We start from the raw sequence: 15,815 nt of genomic DNA, 5'->3' as shown, positions 1-15,815 counted from the left end.
GCTGGCTCCTCACCACATCACCACGCTTGCGTATGTACACCGACGGCGGAGACGACTCCGGCGCCCACCCCTCGGCGCAACCCTCTCGGTCCTGGTCTGAGCACCCCGTCGCGGCCCAGCCGCAGGGGGTGTGCGCCGCCCAGTACGGGCGGCGGCAGTGGTACGAACGCCGTGTCCACGCCGACGGTGGACCTGGAGCCGACCACGAAGCCCGTGCCGCCGGTCCGTACCGAACCCACCGTGTGCGCCGGGGCCTGCCGTTCCACCAGCCGGCGCAGCGCCTGTTCGTCCGCCGGACCGGCGGGCAGCAGCACCCGGAAGCGGTGGGCGTCCACGGTGAGCGGGTCGCTGTCCGGCGACCCGTACGCGCGCAGGGGTGCCCCGCCGAGCGTCGAGCCGCCGATCCGGAACCGGCTCGCCGACCGGCTGAACAGCCGTACGGAACCCAGTCCCCGGGCCGCCGCGGCGCCGGACGCTCCCGGGGGACCGACGGCCTCGCGCAGATACGCCCAGCGGCGGTCCGTCGCCTGCTCGTCGATGACCGGGCTCACCCCGAACACGATGTTCACCGCTTTTTGAAGCGCCCACGGCGTGCCCCGGCGCCGGTACAGCTCAGGGGCCGCCGCCAGCAGCTTCCGGCGCGTGCCGGCGTCCCAGCCGGCCTCGAAGGACAGCCCGAGGAGCCCGGCCAGCCACGGCAGCACCCGGTCCGGCACACCGGCCGGGTCGAGGAGCGCCGGGTACCTCTCGATGACCCTGTCCAGGTCGGCGAGCGAGGCGTCGAACAGGGACAGGAAGCGTTCGGTGAAGTCGTCGGCCGCCGGGTCCAGGCGGTAGGCGGGCGGCAGCAGTTCGGCGCTCGTGGAGCGGGGGAAGTCGAGCCGGATCCGGCGGACGACCGGGGTCGCGCCGCCGTCCCCGGTGAGCCGCAGCCGCAGCCTCAGCCGGCGTCCCGGGGGCTGGTCCACGAGGAAGTCGGTGACTCCGGGAGGCGATGCCTGCCAGTCGCTCTCGCCGTACTGCTCGCCCTCGCACACCACGATCTGGACCGCGACCGAGGTGCCGGCGGGCACGTCGGCGTCCACCCGGACGCGGTGCCAGCGACAGCGCGAGATACCGCTGTCGATGAACCCGGTGAGGAGCGAACCGCTGGTCAGATACGGGGTGCCTGCCGCCGGCGGGTTCTGGCGCGGCTCACCCTGCCAGGTGCAGCAGGTGGTCACGGCGCCGTCCGGGCCGTTCTCGCGCAGGCAGAATCCGTCCGCGTCCGCCGAGACGAGTGCCGACGGGGGCAGGGCCGCGGCGAGTTCGTCCGGGGTGGCGGTGCGGAAGGCGCCGTGCCCGTGCCCCCGCCCGGTGCCCCGGTAGAGGGTCAGCCGCCCGTCGTCGTCGGTGAGCAGCCAGACCGTGCGGTCGGGGCCGGTGCGCAGTCCGGCGACCGCTCCTCGCGCGCCGGTGCGCAGCACCCCGCGGAAGGCGCCGGTCGAGTCGAACCTGCGCAGGTCCGTGCCGTCGGCGCAGGCGACGAGGACCTCGTCGTCGGCGCCGAGCGCGGCCCACCGGGGCTCGCGGAGCCCGATGACACCGGCGAGCTGCTCTCCCTCGCGGCGCCACACCAGGACGCGGTCGCCGTCGACCACGGCCAGCCGGTGGCCCCGCGCGGCGACGGAGACGGGATCGCGCAGCGGCCGGGGGCCGTGCCCGCGCGGCCACACGCTCGTCCAGGTGCCCGCGCAGACGTCGCGGCGCAGCAGCCCGGGGCCGTCCGCCGCGTCCGGGACCAGCAGGTACCAGGAGCAGGGGCCGCAGCCCGGCGCAAGGCGGGGGTCGGGGAACCACGGCAGCAGCTGCTCCCGGGTGGGTCCCTCCGGTGCGGAGCCGCTGTGGGCGAGCCGGAGTCCGGCCGGGTCGTCGAACCCGACGATGCCGTCGATACCGGGCTCGCCGGCGGCGGGCTCCTCCCAGCCGACGTAGGGGTCCAGGAGGCGGAAGGTGGCGGGGTGCGGGGTGCACGTCATGTCCGGTCTCCTACCGGGATCAGCAGCGGGCGCTCCGGCCAGAGAAGGGTGTGCGGCGGGATGGCGTGATCGGCGCAGGCCGGCTGCCGTACGCCGTCGACGAGGAGCGAGAGCCGGGAGACGGCCAGCACGCCGTCGGCCGCGAGGAGCCGCCGGACCAGCGCGGTGTGCCGCAGGGCGCCGCCGAACGGCCAGCCCGCCCCGTTCTCGCCGCCGGTGAGCGGATCGAGGTAGGTGCGGACCGCGTCGCCCGCGCCGGTCAGGACGGTGGCCCGGTCCAGGTCCGGGTCGAGCGTGACCCACGCCTCCACGGCGACCCTCCGGTACGGCGCGGGGGCGGCGACCACGGTGACTCCGGCCGGGGCGACCTCGCGGCTCAGGTACTCGGTGACGGCCCGCAGCGTGGCGGCGGTGGGCACGGGCGGCTCACCGCTGTCGTCGCCCGGCGGTACGACGAGGACGCCCACGACGCCCGGGATGGGCACCCCGGCGAAGTCGGGGTGCAGGCCCGCCACGCCCTGGGCGCGGGCCACCGACGCGCCGGGCGCCTGTGTGGCGAGGAGCCCGTAGTCGGCCGGTGCCACGGCCCGGCCGCGGGCGCGGAGCTGGCCGACGCCCCGGCGCATCGCGTCGGCGTCGGGCTCGGCGTCCGACCCCCCGGTGGCCGGGAAGGGGTTGTTGACGCCGGTGACGAACGGCAGCGCGGTCACCACCCCGTTGACGGCACCGGCGCGCACGGCTCCGGCGCTGCCGCCGCCGACCCGGTAGCGCACGGCCCGTACGTTGCGGAAGCCGGGCGGCACGGCCGTGCCGTGGACGCCGTCCCCGAAGGTCACCGCGCCGCTCTCGTGGTCCACGGTGAAGACCCGGTCGTCGGCGCCGTAGGCCGCCAGGCTCTCCACCTCCTGCCAGCGCGAGGACGTGCCCGCCGTGGTGCCGAACACGTCGCCGGCCGTGTCGTCGTCGACCTCGATGACGACGGATCCGGCGAGGATGGGCGTCTGGCTGAGCAGCATCGTGCGGGAGCTGTCGGCCCCCGGGGTCTGGACCGGTTGCAGCGGTTCGTTCCTGACCGTGCGGGCGGCGGTGGCCGCGACCATGTTGAGCCGCAGCCCGGACAGCACGGGCGCGGGCCCGTCGAAGGCGCCGTGCGCGATCCGCAACCGCAGCCAGCGCAGCCGGGCCCTGGCCCTGGCCCGCGAGCCGGGCGGGCTGCCGGGCTCCCACGCGCGCGGGACCCTCAGTTCCACGGTCCCGTCGGCGGTCAGTCCGCCGGTGGAGTCCCTTACCACTTCGGCGGGGACGAGCCGGGTGCCGTCGAGGACGTCCCAGCGCAGCAGGGGCGCGGGCGACAGCGGAAGGGGCGTGGGACCGCCGGAGTCCACGGGTGCGGGCGCCGTGGCGACGACCACGAAGCCGAGCGAGAGGCTCGGGTAGGGGGCGGCCGTCCCGGCGAGGCCTATCCACAGGCCGTTGCCGGGCTGCGGGTCCTGGCCGAACGGCGGGAACGGGCGGCCCGGTCCGGCCGGTCCGAGCGGCAGGTCCTCCAGGGTCCCGGCCTCCTCGACGGCGAGCGCGCCGAGGGTGGCCGGGGTGGCGTACAGGTCCTGTTCCGTCTCGTAGACGACCTGGCCCGCCGCGGTGGAGGCCGCGCTCTGGAAGCCGGCCGGGACGAGCACGGAGGCGCCGTCGGGCGGGTTCACGGTGAACTCGAGCAGCGCGGCGGCGGCGCCCGCGGGCCGTCTGCGCACCCCGGCCGTCGCCAGGTGCTCGGCGAGCAGCTTCTCCGGCAGCCGGTTGACGCGGGCGAGCACCGGCTCGGCCTGGGTGCCGAAGAGCCGGACGAGCGCCACCCCGGCGTCCTGCCGGTCGGGGTCGGTCCAGTCCGGGGTGTATCCGGGGATCCGGCCGCGTACGTCGCTGCGGACCGCCTCCCGGGCCGCCTCGACCAGCTCGGGCTGGACCCCGGAGGGCCCGGGGCCCGGGACGATCTCGCCCTCGGTACGCGCGTCCTTCTCCCACCACACATCGCCGGTCATGCCAGGCCCTCCCCCGGTTCGACGACGGCCACGATCCGGGTGCGCACCGAGCGCAGTACGGGCAGTTCGCCCGCGCCCAGCGGCACTTCGTTGCAGTCCTCCTCCGGGTCGGCCCCGTCGAGGCCGATCGCCACGGCGGCGACGTCCGCGAGATCGCCCAGGGCCCGCTGCGCGGCCCGCAGGAGGGCCGACGGGCGCAGCGCCTCCCCGAACGGCCAGCCGTCCTGTTCCTCGCCGCCGACGAGCGGATCGAGGAAGCGGCGCAGCGCGGCGGCGAGGACGGCGGACACCCGGGCGCGGTCGGCCGGGGAGCCGGACAGGTCGACGCGGAGCGCCACGTCGCGGTAGCGGGGCCCGCGCACGAAGACCTCGGCGGTGAGCAGCCGGGCCTCGTCCAGGCGGGCGGCGACCGCGCGCAGCATGCCCGGGTCGGGCTGCGGCGCGGCGGTGAAGTCCTCGCGGCCGAGGTCGGTGCGCGGGGCCGCCGGGACGATGTGGACGGTCACCGCGCCGGGCACCTGGGTGCACGGGAACCCGGCGTGCTCGCCGAGGGCGGCGTAGGCACGGGCGACGGCGACGCCCGGGGTGGTCCGGGCGAGGGTGACGTAGTCGTCCGCGGTGACCGCGCGGGTCACCTCTCCCAGCGAGCCCGCGGCGCGCTGCCGTGCGGCGTCGACCGTCTCGGGGTCCTCGCCGCCCTCGGCCCGTACGAGGTTGGCGGCCGTGACGGCGCCGAGTTCTACCGGGGTGTCGTCGGTGGCGGTCCAGTTGGCGGTCAGTCCGCCGTTGCCGTCCCGGCCGCCGCCGAGCGCGTACCCGACGACGGCCTCGGTGTCCGGCGGCGGGATACGTCCGGTGAGCCCGTCGCCGAAGACCACCGCGCCCTCGGTCCGGTCGGCCAGGTACACCCGGTCGGTCGGCGCGCCGAAGGTGAAGTCGGGTACGGGCAGCCACTCATCGCCGTCCAGGCGCACGGCCGCGTCGAGGAGCCGGCCCGCGGCGTCCGGCAGTACGAGGTGCTGGCCGGGGAGTTTGAGCCAGGCGTGGACCTGGTCCGCCAGATCGGCGGCCTGCGCGGTGAACTCACGGCGGTGGCGGGCGGCGGAGACGTTGACGGCGAGCCGGGTCAGCCGGGGCGGTGCCGCGTAGGTCGCGGCCGTGGTCGACACCAGTACGCCGCGGTCCTCGGTGGTCCAGCCGGCGGGCGGGTGCAGCCGGACGATCCCGGAGCGCCGCAGCCCGCCGGTGCCGTCCTCGACCTTCTCGAACGGGCCCGAGACACCGGTGTCCGGCCGGAACCAGGACCAGGTCAGTCCGGCGGGCGGGGGCACGTCGGAGACGGCGCCGGGCAGCCAGGACGGCACGGCGGCGGCCGGGGCGTCCAGGGCGATCAGGAGACTGACCGGGCCGGGCGCGGGCTCCGCCCCGGCGAGCGGCAGGGTGAACCGGGCCTCGGCGGCCCCGCCGTCACCCGCCAGGAGCGCGACGCCCCGCCCGGCCCGCAGATCGGCGGTGCGGTCCCGGTCGGTCCACACGGTGACCTCGCCGTCCTCGGCGAGCGGCAGGACGGTGACGTCGTCGTCCAGGGTGAAGACGACGCGCCCCATCGGGTCCCGGGTCAGCGCCGTCCCCGCGGGGACGACCGGGACGGCCGTGTCCGGCCGCCGGGCCGACAGTCGCAGCACCGTGGCCGCGGGCACGGCGGGGCGCGGCGGTTCGAGTCCGAGCAGCCGCAGGATGGCGACGACCAGTGTGTCGGGCACCTGGTCGAGCCAGTACAGCCGCTGTTCGAGGAGGTAGGCGAAGAGCTCCAGCAGGGTGACGCCGGGGTCGACGGGCGCGTGCAGCGTCCAGATGCCGTCCGACTCGGCCGGGATCCGGCGGCGGATGGCCGCCATCATGTCGGCCCAGGTCAGGTCGTCCAGCTTCGGCGCGGGCAGGGTCATGGCGTGCTCCCCGTGGGGCCTGTGAGACCGGTGAGACCGACGTAGAACGGGAACACCAGGTTCGCCTTGGTGTTGCTGCGCCGGATGCGGTAGACGACCGAGACGGTGACCCGGGACTCGTCGGCCGGGTCGGCCTCCGCGCGGACCTCGTCCAGCTCCACCCGCGGCTCATGGGTGCGTACGGCCTCGGCGATCGACCTCTCCAGGTCGCGCAGGTTCTGCACACTGCCCGGCGCGAACACCAGCTCCGCGGCGCGCGTGCCCAGTTCGGGCTGCATGACGCGCTCGCCCCGGCCGGTGAGCAGCAGCGCCCGCAGACAGTGCTCGATGCTCTCCTCGCCGACGGCGTAGCCGAGCCGCCCGGCCTCGTCGGGCAGGATCGGAAAGCGCCAGCCGGTTCCGAGGAACTCCTCGCTCATACCGCCCTCGCCTTCTCGGTCAGTGCGGTCTTCGTGAGCTGGTTGCTCGGCGGGCTGCCCGGACCCCCATGGGTGTGCGTGTTGTACGCGGCCATCAGCACGTTGCCGAGCACGAGCGGTTGGCTCGCGCCGGCGCCGAGTTCGATCGTGCCGGCGGAGTCGACCACCACCTTCTCCGCCTTCAGGGTGATGTCCCCCTGCGCCGTCACGGTCACCTTGCCGCCCCCGGCCGCGGTGATCCGGATCTCCTTGCCCTCGTCGTCGAGTTCCACCACGTGCCCGGCGGCCGAGGTGATCCGTACGGCGGCCTTGGACCCGGTGTCGTCGAGCAGCACCTCGTGGCCGTGCTTGGTGCGGATCATCTTCTGGTCGCGGCCGTCGGTGCGGGCGGTCGGCGGCTTGTCCTTGCCGTTGTAGAGGCCGCCCAGGACGATGGGCAGGCGCATGTCGCCGTGGACGAAGGCGACGATCACCTCGTCGCCCACCTCGGGCACGAACACGGAGCCGTAGCCGTTGCCCGCGTAGAGCTGGCTCATCCGGCACCAGTCGGTGACGGTGGTGTTGTCGAACCACGGGTACTTGAGCTTGACCCGGCCCTCGTCGTCGCCGTCGTTCTCCACGACGAGCGCGGTGACGACCCCGTAGTACCGCTTGTCGGTGGAGCGGGCCCGTGGCGTGGTCCTGGCTGTCACTGGTCCCCCTGGTGGATCCGGCGTCCGGTGAACTGGGTGAAGAAACCGCTGGTGCTGAGGGTGTGCTCGACCCGTTTGACGAAGTAGGTGCCGGAGAACCGGCGGCCGAGTCCGTAGATCTCCAGGTTGTCGCCGGGCCGCAGCTCGGGCAGTCCGGCGACCTTGCCGGTCGCGGTGATGAACTCGTAGGCGCGTTCACGCAGCAGGCTGATCGCCAGTTCGCGGGCCTCCTGGTCGCTGGTGACCGGTGCGTCGACGACGACCTCCTGGCGTCCGCCCAGCGTCGATTCGGCGGCCTCGGGCCCGCTCTGCCCGTCGGCCGAGTTCTGTCCTGCGGGGAGGTTCTCGGCGGTCGCGGTGAACGCGATCGACTCCTTGGTGCGGGGGTCCCAGCCGCGCACGGTGACCTTGCTGACCTGCTGGGAGACCGTCATCGTCGGGGTGAACTCGATCAGGTTGGGGATCAGGCCCTCGGGCTGGTTCGTGGGGCCGGTGGAGAGTCCGGGCGCGTAGGCGAGGCGGTACAGGCGGATCGGGCGGCCGTCCCGGCCGTCGGTGGGCTTGATGAAGTACAGCGTGTCCTCGCCGGTGGCCGGGTCGGGCAGGATGTAGCAGTCGAAGTCGAGCCGCTTGGCGCGCTCCAGGAGGAAACTGGCGTCGTCCTGGTTCTTCTGTACGACGATGTCGTGGACCGGTCCTTCCTCGGTGACCTGTATCCGCAGGTGGTTGCGCCGGGCGATCTCCTGGGCGATCTGCCAGTCGGCCTTGTTGCGGTAGATCTTGGTCTCGTTCTCCTCGGGCTTGCGGTCCTTCAGCTTCAGCAGTCCGTCGACTCCGCTGATCGCGACGGTGGGCGAGGCGCTGTCGGTGAACTTCGGGCTGAGAGTGGAGATGGTGCCGGTGGCGACGGTGAGGAGCTGGTCGGCGTAGCCGAGCCGGACCGAGACCCGGCCGCCGAGCTGGAGGCTCGTGGAGTCGCTGTGCTTGAAGCGCAGGTTGGCGTCGTCCCAGTTGTTCAGGGTGAGGTCGAAGCCGGACATCTCGTCGATGTCCCGGTTCACCTTGATGTCGATGATGTCGTTCTTGGTGGAGGGGTCCATCTCCAGGCCCTCGATGCGCACCTCGAACTCGGGCGCGTACCGGTCGGGAGAGGCGACCTCGGGCGTGGGAGAGCTCATCGCGTCCTCCTCACGGCAGCCGGGGCACGGTCAGCACCCGGCCGGGCCGCAGGTCCCGCGGGTCGTCGATCCCGTTGGCGCGCGCCAGTTCGCGCCAGGCGTCGGGGCGCCGGTACAGGGCGAAGGAGATGGAGCTGAGGGTGTCGCCGCGGCGCACCACGTAGCTCTTCTCCACCGTGGGCGAGGAGCGGGGGGTCTCGGCGACCTGGACGGCGGCCGGCCTGAACTCCTTGAGGGAGATGTCCAGCATGGCCCGCAGCGGCACGCCGTCGGGCCGGAAGAGCTGGTAGTTGACGTCCAGCTTCTCCAGGACGCCGGTGAAGACCTCCTCGTCCCAGACGAACCGGACGACGGGCGGCGCGTGTTCGCGGCTGTCGGGCCGCAGCAGGTTCCGCAGGGCGTTGACGTACGCGGTGCGTACGTTTTCCAGGGTGTCGGAGGTGTCGACGAGGGCCTGCACGGTGAGCGTCTCGGTGCCGCCGCGCACGTATTGCAGCGGGGGTGTCTCCAGGCCGGGGATGGTGATCTCGGCGAAGGTGTTGCTCTTGCTGAGCTTGTAGTCGGCGGGGTTGAACCGCAGCGGGATGCGCCGCTGCCGCTCGTCGGCGATGACCGGCCGGACGATCTCCAGGCGGGCCTGGGCGGCGCCCTGCCGGGCGAAGGAGACGGGCGTCACGCTCACAGCGCGCCCTCCTCGTCACCGAAGCGGCGTTCGGCCTCGGTGTGCTTCACGCGGGCGCACTCGTCCTCGTACAGCTTCGACCACGCCTGGATGTGCTTGTTGAACAGGCGGGTGAACACGGCGCCGTCGTCGCCCTCCACCTGGAACCGGACCTCGAGGTTGTGAATGGTCACCTTCGGCACTCCGGTCACCTCCCTTGGCTCTGTTGCGGCAGGGCGTTCGCCACGGTGTCCTGAAGGACCTTGGTCAGCCCCTCGTGTGCGATCTCCAGCGACTCGATGGCCACCGCGTTCTGTTCGGCGTGCAGGTCGGGGCCGCTCCACTTGGCGGCGAGCCCGCCGTGGAACGCCCAGGCCGCCGCGGGCGTCCCGTCCGGGGCGAGCACGATCACCGCGCCGTCGCGGCGGGCGCCGAGCGAGTCGGCGAGTCCGGCCTGGTACCAGGCCCACAGGCCCGGATCGCGGGCCACGCCGCGCTTGAGGGTGATCCGGTTCCAGGAGTGGCGCAGCGGGAGCTGGTGGACGGAGTCGTTGCGGCCGCCCTCCGGGTAGCTCGTCACCTCGAGCTGGGCGCCGAGCCCGGCCACCTCCTGGAACGCGCCGGCCGCGACCAGGGGAAGCAACAGCGCCTGCGCGGACGGCAGATACGCGTCACCCGGGTCGAGCGTCACGAGGAAGCGGTACTTCGGCAGTGGATCCTGGGTCATGCCTCGATCACCTCCAGACCGCGGTCCTGGCCGAGTACGAGACGCAGCCGGATGAACTCCATGGGCACGGCGGGGGCGACCTCGACCTCGCAGACGAGCTGCCCCGGGTCCTGCTCGGGCGGGTTGTTCGTGTCGTCGCAGACCACCCGGAACGCCTGCTCAGGTCTGGTCCCGGCGAGCGCGCCCGCCCGGAAGGCGGACAGGAGCACCGAGGTGATCGCGCGCACCAGGGTCAGCCGCAGTTCGGGCGAGTTGACGTCGAAGACCAGCGGGCTCGCCACCCGCCGGATCGCGCGCACCAGCAGGTGCAGCAGTCTGCGGTGGGCGATGTAGCGGGTGCGGGGGTCGGCGGACAGGGTGCGTCCGCCCCACACCGTCAGGCCCCGGCCGCGGGTGCACCGGATCAGGTCGACGCCCGCGTCGAACAGCCGGACCTGCTGGGGTTCGGGGAGGTCGGCGGCGAGGTCGACGGCCTCCAGGATCACCGCGTTCGCGGGGGTGTGGTGCGCGCCGCGTTCCGCGTCGAGCCGGGCGATCACGCCCAGGACGTGCCCGGACGCCGGGACGGTGCGCAGCGCGGTGCCGTCGGGCACCCGCAGCGGCGGGTGGTGGACGGCCGCGCAGCTCAGCAGCGCGTTGTCGCCGGTCCCGGTCAGTGACCCGACCCATTCGACCGTGGCGTCCACGGAGTCGTGCTCGGGCGGGACGTCCAGGACGACGAGGCGGTCCAGGAGCGGGAGCACACTGTTCAGCAGGTCGAGGACCAGGTCGGAGTGCGCGGTGCCGGTCAGGTCCGTGCCCAGGTCGGGCAGGGCCACCAGGGCCGGTTCCGGGAGCTCGGACTGCGCGGTCACGGCGTCCGCGTACTCCTGACGCCCCGGCGGGGTGTCGGTGCCGCCCGCGAGCGTCAGGTCCCAGGACGCGGAGATCGGTCCCGGCCCGTCGGGGGACGGCGGCTCGCCGTCGGGGACGAGCCGGATGTAGCGGGAGGCGGCCACCCCGTCGGCCACGCCGGCGGGCGGCAGGCCGGGGAAGGTCTCGGGTGCCTCGCCGGGGACGGTGACGCGCAGGCTCACCGTGGGCGGTCCGGCGACGGTGCTCGCCTGGTAGCGGACGGCGACCCGTACGCCGTTGGCCCAGCCGCCCGGGCTGGTGGCGACCACCCGGTAGGCCGTCGCCCCGAATCCGCCGATGTCCCCGGCCTCCCAGCGGACCTGCGCGGTGGCGGCCGGCCCGGACACCCGGAGCACCCAGGCCGTCCGGCCGCCGTTCTCGAAGAAGCCGCGCAGTGCGTACGGGGTGGCGAAGGCGCCCTCCGGCGGTGGCGGTCCGAAGGCGCCCACGACGTCGTTCCAGCTCTCCACCCGCACCGGGGTGCCGACCGGGCCGCGGCGGAACCGGCCGAGGAACGCCGCCACGTCCGTGCGCAGCGGCTCCGTGTCCAAGCCGCGGGGCGCGAACGTCAGGGTTACGCCGGGAAGCGCTTCGCTGGTCATGTCAGACGTCGATCTCCAGCTTCTCGACCGCCAGGACGAGCGTCTCCATGGCGATCTCGTTCTTGGTCGCGGTGAGCGTCGGCCCGGTGTACTTGGTGGGCCAGCCCCGGTCGAAGTTCCACCGCATTGCTTCCTGACGGTTCTCGTCGAGGAGGACGATCGAGCCGGAGGTGCGGCGCACCTTGCCGTTGAGCGCCTCGGTCACCCAGTTCCAGAAGCCGACGTGGCCGGTGACCCCGCGCTTGAAGGTGAGGTTGGTGAATTTCTTCAGGCCCGGGATCTTGCGGACGGTGATGTCCTCGCTGCCGTTGCGGTACTCGATCGGCGGGATCTCCAGCTCCAGACCGCTCATCTCGGTGAAGGAGCCGCTCACCGCGACGCCGTCGTCACTGACGTTGGTCACGATGATCTGGAAGTTGTATGACGCGTACGGATCTTCCCTGGTCACGGGTGGCATGCTGGCCTCTCCTCGGTCGGACGCCCGGGCCCGGCCGGGCGCTCGGTCCCGGTCGGGTGCTCAGGCTCGGTGGGGCGCTCGGGCTCGGCGCCCGGGCTCGGCGCTCAGGTGAGCTGGGTCTCGCGGGTCTTCTGCTGGATCCGGAAGATCACGAACTCCGCCGGGAAGACCGGCGCGACCCCGATGACGCAGATGAGCCGGCCGTTGGCCAGGTCGTCCTCGGTCATCGTGGTGCGGTCGCAGGCGACGAAGAACGCCTCGTCGGCGGTGGTGCCGGCGAGCGCGCCGCTGCGCCAGACCGTGGTGAGGAAGTTGGTGACCGTCTGGCGGACCAGGGCCCACAGCGCCTCGTCGTTCGGCTCGAAGACCACCCACTGGGTGCCTTCGTCGATCGACTCCTCCAGGAAGAGGAAGAGCCGCCGGACGTTGATGTACTTCCACGAGCTGTCCGAGGACAGCGTGCGCGCGCCCCACACCCGGTGGCCGAGCCCGGGGAAGAACCGCAGCGCGTTGATGCCCTTGGGGTTCAGCAGGTCCTGGTGCCGCTTGGTGATGTCCGCGGCGAAGCCGTCGGTCTGCTTGATACCGCGCACGACGACGTTGGCCGGAGCCTTGTGCACGCCCCGCTCCACGTCGACCCGGGCGTAGATCCCGGCCATGTGCCCCGACGGCGGCACCTCGACGTCGCGCCCGGTGGACGGGTCCTGGGTGACCAGCCACGGGTAGTAGAGCGCCGCGTACTTGGTGTCGAAGGGCTCGCGGAACGTCTGGATGCCCTCGATGTCGAGGCCGTCGCGCGGGTCGAGGATCGCGAACCGGTCCTTGAGCAGTTCGCAGTGGGTGACCAGCGCCGATTCGACGGTGCCCGACCACATGCCGGGCACCGCGCAGACGGCCACCTCGTCGATGTCCTCCAGGGCGACGATGCCGGTGCGCCGGCCGCTGCCGCCGTCCGTGCCGACGAAGTCCGCCACGCTGAGGCTGTCGTACCCGTCGTCGCCGTCGGCCAGCGTCAGCCAGGAGCCGGTCGCGGAGACCGGGAACCGCGCGGGGTCGCCGGACAGGGACAGTGCCGTGGCCCGGACGAGCTGGGACCGGCTCTCCAGGGCGGTCACCACGTTCGACGGGCTGTCGCCCTCGAGCCGGAGGTTGGGGAACGTCTCGGTGACCGCGGCCCCGCCCGCATCCGTGAACCGGGTGCTGACCTCGGCCTCGATGAGCTGGATGCGGTCGTTCTCGTAGAGGCTGTCGGGGATGTTCCCGTCAAAGGTCACCTGGTCGTCCAGGACCGACTGGACCTTGTGCACCTTCAGTGCGGTGCCGGTGTCGATCTGGACGACGGCGCCCTCGTACAGCCGGCTCGCGCCGCCGATGTGCAGGCTCGCTCCGCCCGAGGGGTTGCCGAGCCGGACCCGGCGCACGGTGAGTCCGCGGTCCCAGGCCGCGTGGGTGGTGCCCGCCGGGAAGGTCAGCGTCACCCTGCCCTCGGCCGCCGCGCTCGCCTCCGCCTCGAACCGGCGGGGGCCGATCTGCACCGTCACGGTGCCCGCATCGAGCCCGTCGACCGCGACCACCTCGACGGTCTCGCTGTCCGCGGCCGCGGCCGCGGCGAGCCGCGTGATGAACAGCGCGCCCTGCTGCGGGTCGGGCAGCACCGGCAGCGACGCGCCGACCGTCGGCTGGACGCGGACCTGGACGCCGCCGCCCCAGGCGCCGGGGCTGACCGCGGACAGCCGCAGCGCTTCTTCGGGCCGGCCGTCCTGGCTCCCGGCCTGGACGTAGTCCCCGCGGGAGGTCCTGACCCCGGCCTCCAGCGGCGCCCGCAGCTCGATCCGGCGGGCGGTCACGTCGTAGTCGGCGACCTGCACGGTGGTGATCACCGTCTGGTCGTCGCCGCGGTGGATCGTGAGCTGCTGGTCGACGCCGCTGAAGCCGATCAGGTGGCCGAGCTGGAGGCTGGTCGCGCCGGCCGCCGCGCCGGCGGCGATCGGGCTCACCAGGCCCTGGACCAGGGTGCCCGAGGCGGGTGCCGCGTCCGCGCTGGCGACCCGCTTGACGTAGAGCCGCTGGCCGCCGTTGTCGAAGAAGCCCTTGACCGCCAGCGGGAACAGCCACCAGCGGCCGCCCTCGGACGGGTTGTTGACCCAGGCGTCGCGTACGTCGGCGTCAGGCTCGGGCAGGAAGCCGCCGAAGACCGTCTGGAACTCGAGGAAGTTCGTGACCAGTTTGGGCTTCCCGGTGTACGGGCCACGAGCGGTCACTCCGACCATGCCGGCGGTGCTCGTGCTCACCCCCGCGATCGGCCGTGGCCCCGCATCGATCTCCTCGATGTAGACCCCGGGGCTCAGATACTCGGCCATGGATGGCTCCTTCACTGCTCACGGATCTCGATGACGTGTCGGCTCTCGGCGTCCTGGGGCAGGCGTACGGTCAGCGACCCGGCCCGGCCCGGCCGTTCGGTGGCCACCAGCAGGAATGTCTCCTCGACGGAGGGCACGGGGGCCTTCTCGCCCTCCCAGCGCAGGGCGAGCCGGAACGCGCCCGTGGCGTCGGTCAGGGTGCGTTCGTGCCACGGCGTGTGCTCGACGCTCGTGTGTCCCTCGGCCTCGACGAGTGCGTTGGCGACGGGTGCGCGGGTGGCCGCGTCGAGGACGACGCCGCGCACCGTGCGCACGTACGGCGGGTAGGTGAAGGCGGTTGAGGGCAGCAGCCGGACCAGCCGCGGGGAGGCCTCCACGGACGGGGGGTTGGTGTTGTCGTACGGGTGGACCAGGAATTCGATGGCGGCGAGGTCCGCCGAGAACGGCTCTCCGTCGGCCGGGTACAGCGGCCGGTAGCCGGCGGCCGACAGCCGGATCCGGTGCGGCTCGGGCCGGGCCGCCCACGGCTCCGACCGCCTGCCGAGTCCCGGGAAGGCGATGGCTCCGCTGGGGGTGCGCACCGCCCTGTCGTCGAGCGGCACCCAGCCGCCCGCGCCGTCGGACCGTTCGAGGGCGGCCTCCACGCCCGCGGAGCGCGGTCTGCGGGCGAAGTCGTCGTAGGGCACCAGCCAGACGGGGCTGTAGAGCGTCGACCGGGTGAGGGGTACGAAGGCGGTCATGAGGTCGGCGTCCCCTCGATGATCCGGCTGCGTACGGGGCGCACCGGCAGTTCGACGGCCGAGTCCAGGTTGACCACGCGGATCTCGTAGTTCAGCGAGAGCCGGTAGGGCTTCTGGATCGCGTACCAGACCCAGGACTTCTGGTCGAGGGTCAGCGGTGTCAGGGTCACGTGCAGCGAGTCGGCGCTGCCCGCGAGGCTGCCGGCCAGTTGCAGGCCGTCGAGGATCGCGTCGTCGTAGAAGGTCTGGAGGGCGCGCCCGAGCATCTGGTGCTGCGTCTCCTGGCTGCCGCCCCACGGGGTGATCAGGTACCGCAGCAGCAGGGCCATCGGCGGTTTGCGTACGGTCAGCGGGTCGGGCGGCTGGGAGCGCACCGGGGGCCGGTTGCGCGAGGTGGGGTCCTCGGCGATCTCGTACAGGAACACCGTGAGCTTGGGTTCGGTCGTCTGCACCGTCTCGGAGAGGTCGTTGAGTTCCGCCTTCGGCGGCGGCACGTCGGGGCCCTGGCCCAACGCGGCCAGGGAGCGGGTCAGGGCGTCCACGATGACGGTCGAGACATCGGCGATCACACCGAAGTCACCCATGCGAAGCCCCCCTTGGCCGGCGCGCTGACGACGTACACCGAGAGGATGCAGAGCCCCCTGTGATCGGTCCGCGACTCGCCCGTCACACCGGCGTCACCGCCGCGTCGGCGCGTCCGTCGGCGCCGCTCGCGATGACGTCGGCGGACACGGATCGACAACGCCGGGGTGACAGCGGTGCGGCACACTCGGTCTCTCATGGAGACTCCCTCAGCGCGATCCGGCGTCCTGATCCTCCGGGTGTGGGTGGAGAACGACCGGGAGGACGGCTTCCGCGCACGCATCCTCCAGAGCGTCGAGGGGCAGCAGGAGCCCCCCACCGCCGTGAGCAAGACCGCCGATGTCCTCGCGGTGGTGCGGACCTGGCTCGATGAGCTCCTGGAACGCGGTGCGTGACGTTTCTGCGACGCACCGGTGATTCCCTTTTGACGCCCGCCGCGTTAATAGTCGAGCCTGCGATCATAACTTGCTCGTAACATGGCATCGGGAATCTCTGGAGTC

15 protein-coding genes are annotated in these 15,815 nt (G+C 73.1%); 1 reads left to right on the top strand and 14 read right to left on the bottom strand.

Annotation, left to right across the window (positions count from 1 at the left end; all coding sequences use genetic code 11):
- Positions 1-17: 17 nt before the first annotated feature.
- The 14 genes from ACFV6E_RS24715 to ACFV6E_RS24650 all read right to left on the bottom strand — a co-directional run bounded on the left by ACFV6E_RS24715 (position 18) and on the right by ACFV6E_RS24650 (position 15,317).
- Complete coding sequence (locus ACFV6E_RS24715) at positions 18-2,018, bottom strand: phage tail protein (protein WP_385464622.1); 2,001 nt, start codon at positions 2,016-2,018, stop codon at positions 18-20.
- The gene (locus ACFV6E_RS24710) at positions 2,015-4,057 is read right to left on the bottom strand and encodes a putative baseplate assembly protein (protein WP_385464619.1); all 2,043 of its coding nucleotides are present in this window, start codon (positions 4,055-4,057) and stop codon (positions 2,015-2,017) included. Before ACFV6E_RS24710 ends, ACFV6E_RS24715 begins: the two co-directional genes overlap by 4 nt.
- Positions 4,054-6,003, bottom strand: a complete 1,950-nt coding sequence (locus tag ACFV6E_RS24705; RefSeq protein ID WP_385464617.1) for a baseplate J/gp47 family protein — start codon at positions 6,001-6,003, stop codon at positions 4,054-4,056. The genes ACFV6E_RS24710 and ACFV6E_RS24705 overlap by 4 nt, the downstream gene beginning before the upstream one ends.
- Positions 6,000-6,422, bottom strand: coding sequence for a GPW/gp25 family protein (locus tag ACFV6E_RS24700; protein WP_385464614.1), 423 nt, complete (start codon positions 6,420-6,422; stop codon positions 6,000-6,002). Before ACFV6E_RS24700 ends, ACFV6E_RS24705 begins: the two co-directional genes overlap by 4 nt.
- Positions 6,419-7,114: a phage baseplate assembly protein V gene (locus ACFV6E_RS24695; protein WP_385464611.1), complete on the bottom strand. Its 696-nt coding sequence runs from the start codon at positions 7,112-7,114 to the stop codon at positions 6,419-6,421. The genes ACFV6E_RS24700 and ACFV6E_RS24695 overlap by 4 nt, the downstream gene beginning before the upstream one ends.
- Positions 7,111-8,292, bottom strand: a complete 1,182-nt coding sequence (locus ACFV6E_RS24690; protein WP_385173967.1) for a phage late control D family protein — start codon at positions 8,290-8,292, stop codon at positions 7,111-7,113. Before ACFV6E_RS24690 ends, ACFV6E_RS24695 begins: the two co-directional genes overlap by 4 nt.
- 10 nt (positions 8,293-8,302) lie before the next feature.
- Complete coding sequence (locus ACFV6E_RS24685) at positions 8,303-8,974, bottom strand: LysM peptidoglycan-binding domain-containing protein (RefSeq protein ID WP_385464608.1); 672 nt, start codon at positions 8,972-8,974, stop codon at positions 8,303-8,305.
- A complete protein-coding gene (locus ACFV6E_RS24680) occupies positions 8,971-9,147 on the bottom strand; it encodes a putative phage tail protein (protein ID WP_385173973.1) in 177 nt (58 codons plus the stop codon). The genes ACFV6E_RS24685 and ACFV6E_RS24680 overlap by 4 nt, the downstream gene beginning before the upstream one ends.
- A 14-nt stretch (positions 9,148-9,161) precedes the next feature.
- Positions 9,162-9,680, bottom strand: coding sequence for a phage tail protein (locus ACFV6E_RS24675; protein WP_385173976.1), 519 nt, complete (start codon positions 9,678-9,680; stop codon positions 9,162-9,164).
- Positions 9,677-11,176 carry a phage tail sheath family protein gene (locus ACFV6E_RS24670; RefSeq protein ID WP_385173979.1) on the bottom strand — a complete coding sequence of 500 codons (1,500 nt, stop codon included), beginning with the start codon at positions 11,174-11,176 and terminating at the stop codon, positions 9,677-9,679. Before ACFV6E_RS24670 ends, ACFV6E_RS24675 begins: the two co-directional genes overlap by 4 nt.
- A gap of 1 nt (position 11,177) precedes the next feature.
- Positions 11,178-11,633 carry a phage tail protein gene (locus ACFV6E_RS24665; protein WP_385173982.1) on the bottom strand — a complete coding sequence of 152 codons (456 nt, stop codon included), beginning with the start codon at positions 11,631-11,633 and terminating at the stop codon, positions 11,178-11,180.
- Between the two features lie 104 nt (positions 11,634-11,737).
- A complete protein-coding gene (locus ACFV6E_RS24660; RefSeq protein ID WP_385464606.1) occupies positions 11,738-13,993 on the bottom strand; it encodes a phage tail sheath family protein in 2,256 nt (751 codons plus the stop codon).
- Positions 13,994-14,004: 11 nt separating this feature from the next.
- A complete protein-coding gene (locus ACFV6E_RS24655; RefSeq protein ID WP_385173987.1) occupies positions 14,005-14,733 on the bottom strand; it encodes a carboxypeptidase-like regulatory domain-containing protein in 729 nt (242 codons plus the stop codon).
- On the bottom strand, positions 14,730-15,317 hold the full coding sequence (locus ACFV6E_RS24650) for a DUF4255 domain-containing protein (RefSeq protein ID WP_385173990.1): 588 nt from the start codon (positions 15,315-15,317) through the stop codon (positions 14,730-14,732). Before ACFV6E_RS24650 ends, ACFV6E_RS24655 begins: the two co-directional genes overlap by 4 nt.
- Before the next feature lie 195 nt (positions 15,318-15,512).
- Here ACFV6E_RS24650 and ACFV6E_RS24645 point away from each other — a divergent pair, with 195 nt between their 5' ends.
- Positions 15,513-15,710, top strand: a complete 198-nt coding sequence (locus tag ACFV6E_RS24645; protein WP_385173993.1) for a hypothetical protein — start codon at positions 15,513-15,515, stop codon at positions 15,708-15,710.
- Positions 15,711-15,815: the final 105 nt, after the last annotated feature.

This window comes from Streptomyces sp. NPDC059785 (genome assembly GCF_042732375.1).
GTDB lineage: Bacteria > Actinomycetota > Actinomycetes > Streptomycetales > Streptomycetaceae > Streptomyces.
Note: the sequence above shows the minus strand (reverse complement) of the source record. Positions and strands in the feature narration are given on the sequence as shown.

Bases quoted from the DNA above. Each gene is read 5' to 3' on its own strand.
- ACFV6E_RS24715 (WP_385464622.1), bottom strand. From the start codon at position 2,018: ATGACGTGCACCCCGCACCCCGCCACCTTCCGCCTCCTGGACCCCTAC.
- ACFV6E_RS24710 (WP_385464619.1), bottom strand. From the start codon at position 4,057: ATGACCGGCGATGTGTGGTGGGAGAAGGACGCGCGTACCGAGGGCGAG.
- ACFV6E_RS24705 (WP_385464617.1), bottom strand. From the start codon at position 6,003: ATGACCCTGCCCGCGCCGAAGCTGGACGACCTGACCTGGGCCGACATG.
- ACFV6E_RS24700 (WP_385464614.1), bottom strand. From the start codon at position 6,422: ATGAGCGAGGAGTTCCTCGGAACCGGCTGGCGCTTTCCGATCCTGCCC.
- ACFV6E_RS24690 (WP_385173967.1), bottom strand. From the start codon at position 8,292: ATGAGCTCTCCCACGCCCGAGGTCGCCTCTCCCGACCGGTACGCGCCC.
- ACFV6E_RS24675 (WP_385173976.1), bottom strand. From the start codon at position 9,680: ATGACCCAGGATCCACTGCCGAAGTACCGCTTCCTCGTGACGCTCGAC.
- ACFV6E_RS24670 (WP_385173979.1), bottom strand. From the start codon at position 11,176: ATGACCAGCGAAGCGCTTCCCGGCGTAACCCTGACGTTCGCGCCCCGC.
- ACFV6E_RS24665 (WP_385173982.1), bottom strand. From the start codon at position 11,633: ATGCCACCCGTGACCAGGGAAGATCCGTACGCGTCATACAACTTCCAG.
- ACFV6E_RS24660 (WP_385464606.1), bottom strand. From the start codon at position 13,993: ATGGCCGAGTATCTGAGCCCCGGGGTCTACATCGAGGAGATCGATGCG.
- ACFV6E_RS24655 (WP_385173987.1), bottom strand. From the start codon at position 14,733: ATGACCGCCTTCGTACCCCTCACCCGGTCGACGCTCTACAGCCCCGTC.
- ACFV6E_RS24650 (WP_385173990.1), bottom strand. From the start codon at position 15,317: ATGGGTGACTTCGGTGTGATCGCCGATGTCTCGACCGTCATCGTGGAC.
- ACFV6E_RS24645 (WP_385173993.1), top strand. From the start codon at position 15,513: ATGGAGACTCCCTCAGCGCGATCCGGCGTCCTGATCCTCCGGGTGTGG.